At 60.6% G+C, this 12,028-nt stretch carries 13 protein-coding genes; 2 read left to right on the top strand and 11 right to left on the bottom strand.

Translation table 11 applies throughout. The features are described 5' to 3' along the window. Positions 1 to 3: 3 nt before the first annotated feature. Complete coding sequence (locus OHL11_RS06830; RefSeq protein ID WP_263370748.1) at positions 4 to 885, bottom strand: SDR family oxidoreductase; 882 nt, start codon at positions 883 to 885, stop codon at positions 4 to 6. Positions 886 to 1,015: 130 nt separating this feature from the next. Here OHL11_RS06830 and OHL11_RS06835 point away from each other — a divergent pair, with 130 nt between their 5' ends. Further along, on the top strand, positions 1,016 to 1,915 hold the full coding sequence (locus tag OHL11_RS06835) for an AraC family transcriptional regulator (RefSeq protein ID WP_263370749.1): 900 nt from the start codon (positions 1,016 to 1,018) through the stop codon (positions 1,913 to 1,915). Positions 1,916 to 1,980: 65 nt separating this feature from the next. On the opposite strand, the gene OHL11_RS06840 is transcribed toward OHL11_RS06835, so the two are convergent. The 4 genes from OHL11_RS06840 to metG all read right to left on the bottom strand — a co-directional run bounded on the left by OHL11_RS06840 (position 1,981) and on the right by metG (position 6,713). Then, positions 1,981 to 2,982: a polyprenyl synthetase family protein gene (locus OHL11_RS06840; RefSeq protein WP_263370750.1), complete on the bottom strand. Its 1,002-nt coding sequence runs from the start codon at positions 2,980 to 2,982 to the stop codon at positions 1,981 to 1,983. 20 nt (positions 2,983 to 3,002) lie between these two features. Next, the gene (locus tag OHL11_RS06845; protein ID WP_263370751.1) at positions 3,003 to 3,503 is read right to left on the bottom strand and encodes a YajQ family cyclic di-GMP-binding protein; all 501 of its coding nucleotides are present in this window, start codon (positions 3,501 to 3,503) and stop codon (positions 3,003 to 3,005) included. Between the two features lie 153 nt (positions 3,504 to 3,656). Further along, positions 3,657 to 4,496 carry a TatD family hydrolase gene (locus OHL11_RS06850; RefSeq protein WP_317890632.1) on the bottom strand — a complete coding sequence of 280 codons (840 nt, stop codon included), beginning with the start codon at positions 4,494 to 4,496 and terminating at the stop codon, positions 3,657 to 3,659. Between the two features lie 6 nt (positions 4,497 to 4,502). Further along, the gene (gene metG / locus OHL11_RS06855; RefSeq protein WP_263370753.1) at positions 4,503 to 6,713 is read right to left on the bottom strand and encodes a methionine--tRNA ligase subunit beta; all 2,211 of its coding nucleotides are present in this window, start codon (positions 6,711 to 6,713) and stop codon (positions 4,503 to 4,505) included. Positions 6,714 to 6,833: 120 nt separating this feature from the next. Between metG and OHL11_RS06860 the strand changes: the two genes are divergently transcribed. Further along, on the top strand, positions 6,834 to 7,211 hold the full coding sequence (locus OHL11_RS06860; RefSeq protein ID WP_263371261.1) for a four helix bundle protein: 378 nt from the start codon (positions 6,834 to 6,836) through the stop codon (positions 7,209 to 7,211). Here OHL11_RS06860 and OHL11_RS06865 read toward each other — a convergent pair. The 6 genes from OHL11_RS06865 to dcd form a co-directional block, all read right to left on the bottom strand. After that, on the bottom strand, positions 7,132 to 7,749 hold the full coding sequence (locus OHL11_RS06865) for a hypothetical protein (protein ID WP_263370754.1): 618 nt from the start codon (positions 7,747 to 7,749) through the stop codon (positions 7,132 to 7,134). The two genes, OHL11_RS06860 and OHL11_RS06865, sit on opposite strands and share 80 nt — an antisense overlap. Positions 7,750 to 7,762: 13 nt before the next feature. Beyond that, positions 7,763 to 8,647: a UDP-3-O-(3-hydroxymyristoyl)glucosamine N-acyltransferase gene (locus tag OHL11_RS06870; protein WP_263370755.1), complete on the bottom strand. Its 885-nt coding sequence runs from the start codon at positions 8,645 to 8,647 to the stop codon at positions 7,763 to 7,765. A gap of 9 nt (positions 8,648 to 8,656) precedes the next feature. Then, positions 8,657 to 9,610, bottom strand: a complete 954-nt coding sequence (locus OHL11_RS06875) for a lysophospholipid acyltransferase family protein (protein WP_263371262.1) — start codon at positions 9,608 to 9,610, stop codon at positions 8,657 to 8,659. A gap of 99 nt (positions 9,611 to 9,709) precedes the next feature. Next, positions 9,710 to 10,402 (bottom strand): lipid-binding SYLF domain-containing protein, encoded by a 693-nt coding sequence (locus OHL11_RS06880; RefSeq protein ID WP_263370756.1) that lies wholly within the window; start codon positions 10,400 to 10,402, stop codon positions 9,710 to 9,712. Positions 10,403 to 10,690: 288 nt separating this feature from the next. Further along, the gene (locus OHL11_RS06885) at positions 10,691 to 11,329 is read right to left on the bottom strand and encodes a response regulator transcription factor (RefSeq protein ID WP_263370757.1); all 639 of its coding nucleotides are present in this window, start codon (positions 11,327 to 11,329) and stop codon (positions 10,691 to 10,693) included. 91 nt (positions 11,330 to 11,420) lie between these two features. After that, the gene (gene dcd, locus OHL11_RS06890; protein WP_263370758.1) at positions 11,421 to 11,975 is read right to left on the bottom strand and encodes a dCTP deaminase; all 555 of its coding nucleotides are present in this window, start codon (positions 11,973 to 11,975) and stop codon (positions 11,421 to 11,423) included. Between the last annotated feature and the right edge of the window lie 53 nt (positions 11,976 to 12,028).

The following is a 12,028-nucleotide window of genomic DNA, read 5'->3' on the forward strand; positions in this document are numbered from 1 at the left end:
AAACTAGAACTTCGTCTGCTTCAGGTCCGACAGCAGATCCGGCCCGGTCGGCGTCCAGCCCAGCTTCTTCTGCGTAATCTCGCTCGTCGCGCGGAAGTCCATCTTCGCAAACACCGCCATCCAGCCGAAGAACGACGCAATCTCCTCGCCTTCAATCGCCTTCACCGGCACCTTCAGGTTCGCGCCGATGACCTCTGCGATCTCTTTGAACGACACACCGCTCTCGTCCACTGCGTTATAGATCGCGCCCTTCTCGCCGCGCTCGATCGCCAGCTTGTACAGTCGCGCGACGTCCGTCACATGCGCCGCCGACCACGCCGTAGCACCCGAGGTCAGATAGCCTGATACGCCCTTCTCCTTCGCGATTGCCGCAAAGTAAGGAATCAAGCCCGACTTCTCCGTGTCATGCACCTGTGGCAGACGAACGACGCCCAGGTTCACGCCCTTCTCCAGCAGCTCAAGGCCTGCGTACTCCGACTGACGCGGGCTCTGATGAATCGTGTCCGTGTAGTCTTCCGTCGCTGGCTTGCCGTCGCCACGATTGCCCAGCGCTACGCCCGACGTGATCAGCATCGGACGATCCGATCCCAGCAGCGCCTCGCCCATCGTCAGAATCGCCTTCTTGTCCTTCTCGCCATTCGCCGCGAAGGTCGCAAAGTTATGGTCAAACGCACAATGGATCACCGCATCCGCCTTCTCCACGCCCGGCACCAGCGACTGCGGCTCTTCGAGCGTGCCACGCAGCACCTCGACACCCGCTGCCTGCAACTTCGCCGCACCCTCGTCCGAACGCGAGAGTCCAATCACCTGATGTCCCGCGCCCAACAGCTCGGGAATGAGATACGTTCCGATGAATCCCGTCGCACCCGTAAGAAAAACTCGCATAGCCTGTACCCTATCTCTCGTAAGCTAAGACGCTCGCGCGCCCTGTACTGAGAAAGATGGCGGCAACCGCCTCCGCGTTCCGTTCCGTTCGTCCGCAAGATTGGCCCGTTCGTCCCGAAGGAGTTTTACCGTGGATCCGCTCTCTGAAGTCCTCGCCTTGCTGAAGGTCCACAGCCTCGCCGCAGGCGCCTACGGCATTGCGGAAGGCGTGGCCATCCAGTGGCCGTACCACGGCGGCATCAAGTGCTACGCCATCGCCAGCGGCAGCGCCTGGCTCGAGCTTGAGGGCCACCCCGAGCCGATCCCCATGGCCGCAGGCGACTGCTTCATCCTTCCGCCCGGCCCGCCCTTCTGCATCGCCACGGACCTCTCGCTGCCGCGCGTTGACTTCATGACGCTGCGCGAACAATGCCGCGCCGCCGAAACACTCGTCCCACAGAACTGCAGCACCTACATGCTCGGCGGCCACTTCGCACTGCAAGGCAAGCACGCAGAACTCCTGCTTGGTTCGCTGCCACCAGTCATCCACATTCGCAACGAAGACGGCAAAGCCGCAATGCGCTGGTCGCTCGAGCGCATGCGGAACGAAGCGCAGCAGCAAGACCCCGGCAGCGCGCTCATCACACAGCAGCTTGCGTTCATCATGCTCATTGAGGCGCTGCGCCTGCACTTCGCCGACGACACACGCCCTGTGAAAGGCTGGCTTGCCGCGCTCGCCGACCCGCAGATGGGCGCGGCCATCGCAGCGATGCACGAACGCCCACACCACTGCTGGACGCTCGAATCACTCGCATCTGAAATCGGCATGTCGCGCTCAGTCTTCGCGCAGCGCTTCAAGCAAACCGTCGGCCTTTCGCCCATGGAGTACCTGACGGAGTGGCGCATGCAACTAGCCGCCGACAAGCTTCAACGCTCACGCGAATCACTCGCCGAGATCGCCGCCTCTCTCGGCTACGAATCCGCCAGCGCCTTCGGCAAAGCTTTCAAACGCGTCATGGGCTTCCCACCGCGTCAGTATCAACGCGCATAAGCGATCACTTTTTCTTGGTCATCCTCGAAGGACATCTGCGCTGCTCGAAGCAACGTGCGTGACGCCTAACGATCGCGGCTGGTCACAAACCCTGGAACCCACATCAACGCGCGCTTGAACTCCGTCTCCGGCAACTCTGCAATCGACTGACGCGCAGCCTCTGCATATGCCTGCGCCGTGTCCATCGCATAGGCGAGCGACCCGTGACGACGCAGAATCTCAAGGATGTGCGAGTGTCGAATGCGATCGAAACCACGATCTTCCATCACCGTGCGAATCGCCTCGCGATCGGCTCCCGTGCCACGCTCCAGCGCATGAATCACCGCCAGCGTCGCCTTGCCTTCACGAAGATCCGAAGCCGCAGGCTTGCCGAGAATCACATCCTGCGCGGTCAGGTCGAGAACATCGTCCACAATCTGGAACGCAAGCCCCAGGTTGCGTCCGTACTCACCCAGCGCCTCTTCGTACGGCAGCATCCCCTCAGACGGCGGATACGCCACCACCGCACCCAACTGCATCGATACCTTGAACAGCGATGCGGTCTTGCGATAGATCAGGTCGAAGTACTCTTCCTCGTTGATCAGATGGCCAAGCTTCTCCATCTGCAGCAACTCGCCTTCCACCATCTCCTGCGTCAGCGAGATCAGCAGATCGAGCATACGGAAGTTGCGCTCTTCGAGCGCCGTGCGAAAGCTCTGCATATAAAGCCAATCGCCCGCGAGCACGCACTTCGAGTTGCCCCATGTTGTGTTCGAGCTCGGCTTACCGCGGCGCGTCGACGCTTCATCGATGATGTCGTCATGCACCAGCGTCGCCGTATGCAGCATCTCGACGACAGCACCCAGGCGGATGCGCGCCTCGTCCTTGCAACCCAGCGCCTTCGCCGCCAACAGTAAGAGCAGCGGACGAATCCGCTTGCCACCACCAGCAATCAGATACTCGGCGATGTCCGTCACCACGCGCACGGGCGACTGCGACTGCACCGTGAACTCCTGCTCTACAGCAGCAAGGTCGTCACGCAGCAGTTCGAGCACTTCGCCCGAGGTCGCAATGGAAAAGGAACTCACGCTTTGCCTAGTCTACTCGCTTAGTTCGAGCGGAAGTTGGTGAACTGCAGTTCAACGCCCATGTCCTTGCCGCGCAGCAGGCCCATGATCTCCTGCAACGTGTCGCGGTCCTTCGACGAAACGCGCACCGTATCGCCCTGAATCGACGCCTGCGCCTTCTTCTTGGAGTCCTTGATCAGCGCCACGATCTTCTTTGCCACATCCGAAGCGATGCCCTGCTTCAGCTTGATCTTCTGGCGGACCGATGCACCCGACGCGGGCTCGATCTTCTCGTACTCGAGGTTCTTCAGACTGACGCCGCGCTTCACAAACTTTGCCTGCAGAATGTCGATCACAGCCTTCAGCGTGTACTCATCCTGCGATGCAAGCTGCACGATGTCCTCGCCCTCAAAGGCGATCGTCGACTTCGTGTTCTTCAGATCGAAGCGCGTCGTGATCTCCTTCTGCGCCTGGTCGATCGCGTTCTTCACTTCCTGTACTTCTACCTTGCTGACAACGTCAAAGCTCTGATCTGCGGCCATATCCACCCTCGTCCTTCTACGCCTTCTATTATCCGCGCCTTAGCAGAGGAAAGGCAAAACCGGAGAGTTCTACGTTGTACGTTCTAAGTTCCAGGCCTTCAAAGGCGCCCGCGACCCTTCACAACTTACAACGTAAAACGTGCAACGCCTCTCTCACGCCGTCGTCGGAAACAGCACACGGAAGTTCACCGTAGTCTGCGCGGCGATGTCCTCAAACGACTCACTCCGCAACTCCGCCAGAAACCTCGCCGTATGCAGCGTATTCGCCGGCTCGTTCTGCGAAACCTTGCCGCGCAATGGCACCGGCGTCAGAAATGGCGCATCGGTCTCCACCAACATGCGATCCCCCGGCACCCACTTCGCGACCTCTTGAATCACCGCCGACTTTGCGTACGTAACGTTGCCCGCGAAGCTCAAGTAAAACCCAAGCTCCACCGCTGCCTTCGCCTGCGTCATGTTGCCGCTGAAGCAATGCATGATGCCCGGCAACCCTGTCGGCTTCCAATGCTCATTCAGCAGGCGCAGCAGGTCATCCCACGCAGCATCAGGGTTGCCATGCTGCTCAAAGCGCGCCTTCGCCGCTGGCTGAGCGAGTTCGCTCGTTCGCACATGAATCGTGATCGGCTTCCGCACCCGCGCGGCGATCGCCATCTGGTCGACAAACGCACGCTGCTGCACCTCCACATCAGGGTTCTCCGCGTGATAGTAGTCGAGGCCGATTTCGCCCACCGCGATCACGCGCGAGTCGGAAGCCAGCGTGGCCAGCATCGCCAGCGATTCCGGATTCACCTGATGCGCTTCCTGCGGATGCACGCCCACCGACGCCCACACATTGGCGTAGTGATGCGCGATGTCCACGGCAACGTGCATCTCCGACGGCCCGTTGCCGATGCCAATGGCGAGCACTTCCTCCACGCCCGCAGCCTTCGCGTTCGCGAGGATCGCTGGCAGGTCCGTGTAGTCGTCGAGATGGCAGTGAGAATCAATCAGCATCATGGCCTACTTCAAACGCGTACCCACCGGCACGCCTTCCGGCACCGTGGCGAGGAAAGGCTTGCCGCCTTCCTCGCTCGCGGCAAGCAACATGCCATGCGACTCAAGCCCACGCATCTTGCGCGGAGCCAGGTTCGTGATCACGATGATGCGGCGGCCGATCAACTCTTCCGGCGTGTAGAACTCCGCGATGCCCGATAGAATCTGACGCTTCTCAAAGCCGAGGTCGACTTCCAAACGCAGCAGCTTATCGGCCTTCGGAATGCGTTCAGCAACGAGTACCTGCGCAACGCGAAGCTCAATCTTCACGAAGTCATCAATGCCGATCTCCGGTGAGGAATCCGCAGGCTTCGCAGGCGCAGCCACTTCTGCGGCAGCTTCCGCCGCAGGCGTTTCAACAGCAGCTACAGGAGTCGTTTCAGCAGCAGCTCCCGTCGTCGGAGCTGCAGTCGTATTCGTGTTTTCCATCTCGATCATCACTTCCGCTAAATTCTTATCTGCGCGCGGCACCAACGGTCCCAGCACGCTAAGTTTCGTTCCGGGGCCAAGGCCGCCCCAATGCATATTCGCGAGTTCGCCGTTCCGCCACGAGTGCTCTATCGAGCCCAGCCCAAGCTGTTCCCACACGCGCGTTGTAATGAACGGACACACCGTGTGCAGATGCGCCGTCGCCCAACGCACGGCCTCCGCCGTGACATAGAGCACCGTCGCAAGGCGCCCGCGCATCGCTTCATCCTTCGCAAGCTTCCAAGGCGCATTCGCCGTGATGAAGCCATCGACCACGGTGATGAAGCCAGCAATCTTACTCAAGCGCGTCGCGAAATCCGTCTCACCCAGCGCAGCAAGCTCGTGCTTCAACGCTTCGCCCGCGCGCGACAATATCGCGGCGTCAAAGCCATCGGGAGCGACGCCGTCTTCGCTGTCTTCGAACTTCGGTGCTGGAATCGCACCCTCGAAGTACTTCTCGATCATCGACAGCGTGCGGCTCACGAGGTTGCCGTAGCCATTCGCGAGGTCCGCGTTATAGCGCGTCACCATGGCGTCGAACGAGAAGCTGCCATCCTGCCCGAACGGAATCTCGCGCAGCAGGAAGTAGCGCAGCACGTCTGCACCGAACAGATCGCGCTCCTGTTTCGTCGACTCAGGAAACTGCGTGGCGAAGACGTTCTCACCAAACGCGTCGAGAATCGTCTCACTGCGCACCACGTTGCCGCGCGACTTCGACATCTTCGCGTTGTCGAAAAGCAGCCAACCGTTCGCCGTAATCTTCTTCGGCAACGGCAAGCCCGCCGCCATCAAAAACGCCGGCCAGTACACGCAGTGGAAGCGCGTAATCTCCTTGCCCACAAGGTGCAAATCCGCAGGCCAGTACTTCGCAAACGACGCGGCATCTTCAGGCTTGTCCGAGCCATAACCGATTGCGGTCATGTAGTTCGAGAGCGCATCGAGCCACACGTAGACGATGTGCTTCTGCGTTGCGCCTGCGGCCTTCTGGATCGCCTCCGGCACAGGCACGCCCCACGTGAAACTCGAGCGCGAGATGCTGAGATCCTTCAATGCTCCGGGGACATACGTGATGCCACTCGCAGCAGCTTCAGCCGTGGCACCGTCCGCATTCACGTTGCCACGCAAAAAGCTCAATACCTCATTTCTTGCGGTCGCGGGTTCGATCACCAACTCGCCCGACTCAATCGCATCAATCAACGACCGCTGATACTCGCTCAGCTTGAAGAAAAAGTTCTCCTCCGTCACCTGCTCGAGCAGCTTGCCGCAGTCCGGGCAAGGCGTGCCCACGGGCAGGTCCACAAACGCTTCATCGCTCACGCAGTACGCGCCGGTGTACGTGCTCAGATAGATCTTGCCGCGCTCGTACAGCTCTGCAAAGAGCTTCTGCACGCCGAGTTTGTGGCACTCATCCGTCGTGCGGATGTAGCGGTCATAGGTGAGGCCCATGCGGTCCCACAGCGAGCGGAACTTGATCGACACCTCGTCCGTAAACTGCTGCGGAGGCACACCCGCTGCCGCAGCCGAGCGCTCGATCTTTTGCCCATGCTCATCAGTGCCGGTCAGGAAAAACGTATCCTCGCCGCGCAAGCGATGCTCGCGCGCGATCACATCCGCAACGATCGTCGTGTACGCATGGCCAATATGCGGCCGCGCGTTCACGTAGTAGATCGGCGTCGTCAGGTAGTACTTGCTAGGGGTCTCAGAAGCCATCGGTCCTCTGTAAGTTTACTCGCTGTCGGAATCACAACAGACTTCCAGAATCCAGATATCCAGTGATCCAGTAAAAAACTGGCACTCTCGGTTCCCGGACTCTGGCATTCTGTTGTGACTATGGTCGACTTCCGCAAGCTGAGCTCCTGGCAGAAGGCACACGCAATCGCGCTGAACATCTATGAACTCACCCGAGGCCTCCCCCAGGACGAAGCCTTTGGCATGACGATCCAACTGCGGCGCGCCGCCACTGCCATCCCGCAACGCATCGCACTTGCTGCCGGACATGACATATCCCTGATGAGCGCGGAGACCAAGAAGGCCGCTGCGCTCACGAATGATCTCGAATACCTGATTCTGCTGTCACGCGATCTTGGCTACTTCACTACCGCGACGCATGAGCTACTCACGGCGGAGGTCACCGAAGTTCGCAAGATGCTGTTCGGCCTGGCGCGTTCGCAAGCTTCCCCTGCACAAACTCCCGCAGCGGCGCACTAGAAAAATCCGCCTCCACCGCGAACCACGGTTTCTTCAGCAGCGACGGCGCGACGCCCGCCCAGGAACCTCGCTGCTCGCCAATGAACGCGTCCACACGATCCAAATAGCGCAGCGCCGAGGGCTTGAAGTCCTCCACCGCGGCGTCGGTTACGAACAGCGCCAGGTCCGGCCGTACAAAGCGCAGCACACTGTTTGATTCCACGATCACATTCTCGTTCTCCGCGATCAGCTTCCGCACCCGCGGCATCGCGGAGGCCAGTTCTCCCTGTTGCGTGCGCACCCAGATCGACCGCCGCGCTCCCGCGGCCAGATATCGCGACGTGTCCTTGCCGCTCGTCGCCGAGCGCTCCTCGCTGATCGCGATCGTGTGATCCGCCGTTGCACAGTCGCACGGCTCGCCGTTCGCCGAGCAGACGCCATGCCCGTACTGGGTGATCTTCACCGCCACCCACTCGCGCTCGCGAAACGCGCCGATGACACCAGCCATCACGCCCGTCTTGCCGATATTTCGCGTGTGACCGCCGACGACTACCAGCATCGCTGCACCCCTGTTACTTCAGACGCCGCAAACGCGCCAACGACTTCAGCATGTCTTTGATGGGCTCAGCTGGTGTACCTGCAAACATCTGCCCAGGTCCCTTTACCGTCGCTCCACGGAATACGCCTGCCTGCCCGCCGAGAATTACGCCCGGGCCGATGTGGCAGTGGTCGGAAATGCCCACTTGCCCGGCCAGCACGGCACCGTCCTCTATCACACACGAACCCGAAATTCCGACCTGCGCGGCGATGACCACATTCCTGCCGACGCGCACATTGTGGCCAATGTGCACGAGGTTGTCGATCTTCGTTCCTTTGCCAATGCGCGTTTCGCCCAGCGCGCCGCGGTCAATCGTCGAGTTTGCGCCGATCTCTACATCGTCCTCGATCACCAACTCGCCCTGCTGCGGAAACAGCGTGTACTCGCCCGTCGCGGCATCGCGCACATAACCGAATCCCAGCCCGCCCAGCACCGCGCCCGCCTGCACCAACACGCGGTTCCCCAGCACCACGCCAGCCAGCACCTTCGCTCCCGCGCCCAGCGTCACATCGTCGCCTAGAACAGCATTCGCTTCGACGACCGCTCCGGCAGCCACGTACACGCGCGCGCCGATCTTCGCCATTGCATCGACTGACGCCGAAGGATGCACGAACGCCTCACGCTGCGGCGCAATCTTCTGGGCAAACTTCGCGAACTCAAGACGCGGATTCGTCACGACGACAATGCGCTCGTCAGCGGATTCCCCAGCCAACTCCGAGGTCGTCAGTACGGCTCCGGCCCGGGACGCGAGTGCTGCGGCCAACGACTCCGCCGACTCCGCAAACACCACTGCATCCGCCTTCGCGTTCTCTGCGGAGGCGACATGTGTCATCTTTTCGTGCAGCTCTTCCAGCTTCATCGCTCTCCTCTAGTACACCGGCGGCTCGCCCGCGGGGCGCGTCTTCCAGCGACGATGCAACCACAACCACTGGTCCGGGAACTCTCGGATCGCAGCCTCCAGCGCTGCTGTAAACCGCGCTGTGTTCGCCACGATGTCCGCCTCGGCGTCACCAGTTTTCCGCACGACGATCTCCTCGCCAAAGTGCAGAACGTATTTGCGCTCATCTTCATGCCAAGCGAGGTATCCCGGCAGCACGGCGGCGCCTGAGTGCATCGCCACACGCGCGAGCCCCGAGGCCGTGCAGGCCTCAACGCCAAAGAACGGCACAAACACCCCCTGCGGCGGCGTCATGTTCGTGTCCATCAGAATGCCGACGGTCTGGCCCTGCCTCATCGCAACCAGTAGCCCGCGCGCAAAGTCATCCTTGTGCAGCGCGCGGTTGCCATGCAGCGAGCGCACGCGGTCGACGAACGCATCCACGCGCGGATTGTCCAGGCGACGAATCACCATCGACATCGGATGCCCCATGAGCGAGTGGTAGAAGCTGGAAAGTTCCCAGGCACCAAGATGCGCCGTCAACACCAGCACCCCTTTGCCACGAGCCTCAGCCGCGAGGAACCGCTCCAGCCCAGCCTCGTCGTAGCGCACAAACTTCGACGCCGACTCACGCGTGTAGCCGCTCATCTTGCAGAATTCGGCCATCTGCCAACCGAGCGAGCGAAACTCTCCGCGCAGTAATTGCTCGCGTTCTGCCTCTGTCTTTTCCGGAAACGCGATCTCGAGGTTCCGCATACCGACGCGTCGCAGACGCCCAACGGCCGCGTATGCGAAAGCCCCAATGCCCGCTCCGAGCGCACGAGCCGCGGGCCTTGGCAACGCACCCACCGCACCCACCAGCGAACGCAGCGCCCAATACTCCGCCGCTTGCCGGAAGGCGCCGCCACCCTTCTTGCGGGGAGGCTGTGTCTGCTTGGAATCCATCGCGTTCAAACGCTCTCAGTGTACGCAATTCATCGCGTTGGAAGCAGCAAAAGGCGGCCGGAGATCCGGCCGCCTCTCACTCACCCGAAACGCTGGTGTTTAGTGGTTGATCTTCGAGATCACGAAGTACTTCGCGGTCGTGCGAACGAAGCGCTGTGCATTGGCCGGAACCGGTGTCTTGCCAGCAAGCACCTGCTTGAACGGCAGGTTCGCGCCATACTCCGCACGCATATCGTCGTCATCCGCATCCAGCACGGTACCGTCAAGGTTGATGCCGGCGAAGAGACCCTTCGAACGCGAGTAGGTCAGGAACTCCGAGTTGAGCTTCCAGTCGGTGCCAGCCTGCGCATTACGACCCACCGGGCCTGCCGAAGCTGCTGCATCCGCACCGAGCTTGAACTTCGCGCCCAGCATGTGCTGCAGGCCGTGCTCGTTCATAGCCACCAGGACGAGGTCAGTCGACTGACCGCCAATCTGCCAGCCGAAGCTGCCACCAGCGAGCTTCACCATCACCGGAGCAGACCAGCCCGTCGGCGTGCGGCAGGTCGCTGCGCCCTTGCCGTACTGTGCGCCCACGATGAAAGCGCCCTTCTTGTAAGCCGGGATCACAACGACGCAGTACGCGCCCGAAAGGATCGACTGCGGAATGCCCTTGTCAGGCGTCGCCATGATCTCCTGCAGCACATTCGCTGAATTGTTCAGACGCTCCGCGTTCTTGTCATCCTGCGCATGGGCTGCTACTGCACCCAGACCCATTGCCAGACCCAGTACAGCACTCACCATCTTCTTCATCGCTAATCTCCTTACGCGCGCACCAGCGCCGTATTTCGAGTGAGATGGAATACCAGGGGCTGTGGTTGTGTCAACGTCAAAAATGTTCACAAGTTGACCTCACCAAACCAAAAAAGAGGGGTGGGAGCCACGCTCTTGCCAGCGTCGCCACTCCACCCCATTTCTCCCAGGTCTGTACTGAAGTAATCATGCGACGGTTACCAAATTCCCACAACGGTACGAAGGGCTGTAGACCTCGTCCATTGTTCCGAAACAGTAACGTGCGCTCGAAAAGGGGGCGCCAGCCGCCTAAGCGCGCTCTTCTTCTTCCATGGCGCGCAGCGTGAGTTCTACGCGGTTTGCGGTACCGGTCTTGCGCAACATGCGGCCCAGGTGCGCCTTCACGGTGGTCTCGTCAATGCCTAAAGCCTGCGCGATATCGCGGTTCGATTTGCCGTCCTTCAACAGGCGAAGCACCTCATGCTCGCGCGGCGTCATCTTCGAAGCCACAGATAATCCGGTCGCGGTCTTGGAAGAAGACGTGCCACCTTCTTCCAACAGTCGCGCCAGCACCTTGCGCGGCGCCCAGACCGAGCCATCGAGCACGACCTCCATGGCCATGCGGAACTCGCTCTCGCTTGCCGTCTCGGCCAGATACCCCTTCGCACCGGCACCGATCACCGCTTGCACATGCAGCGGCTCCACGGACGCGCCAACGACGACGACCTTCGACTGGGGGCTTTCACGACGGATGCGGCTCAGCATCTCCGGCAACTGGCCGTTCGACATGCGCGTGTCCAGCACCAACGCCGACAGCGTCGCGAGCTGCTTCCACAGATGCGCAGGAGAAAGGATTACCGCCTCGAGACCATCGATCTCGTTCAGTATGGATTCCAGCCCAATTGACCGGAGCGGATCAGAGGCAAGAATGCCGATCCGCTGATTCATGTCTGCCTGCATCGTCCTCTTAGGATCTACATCCGTCCTGAGCGTTCAACCTTGCAGCGTTCTCACGCCGCATGTACAGCCTTGGGCCCGATTACAGTTTCGGCAGCACGATTCCCTGCTGCTTCTGGTACTTCCCGTTGCGATCGCCATAGCTCACTTCGCACTGTTCGTCGCTCTGGAAGAACAGGATCTGGCACAGGCCTTCGTTCGCATACACCTTCGCCGGAAGCGGCGTGGTGTTGGAGATTTCGAGCGTCACATAGCCTTCCCACTCAGGCTCAAATGGCGTGACGTTCACGATGATGCCGCAGCGCGCATACGTGCTCTTCCCCACGCAAACCGTCAGCACATCGCGCGGAATCTTGAAGTATTCGATCGACTTCGCGAGCGCAAACGAATTCGGCGGAACGATGACGCTGTCCGCCTGAACGGTCACAAAGGAGCGCTCATCGAAGTTCTTCGGATCGATGATCGCCGAGTTCACGTTCGTGAAAATCTTGAACTCATCGGAAACGCGCAGATCATAGCCGTAGCTCGAAAGGCCGTAGCTGATCACGCCTTCGCGTACCTGCTTCTCGCTGAAGGGCGAGATCATCCCGTTTTCCAACGCCTGCGTACGAATCCACTTATCGCTCTTGATCGCCATAAATCTTCCTTCGCGTCGCCCGCATCTTGCCGCAGACGATTCCGCTTGCAATT

Origin of the sequence: Granulicella cerasi (genome assembly GCF_025685575.1) — a bacterium.
Lineage (GTDB): Bacteria > Acidobacteriota > Terriglobia > Terriglobales > Acidobacteriaceae > Granulicella > Granulicella cerasi.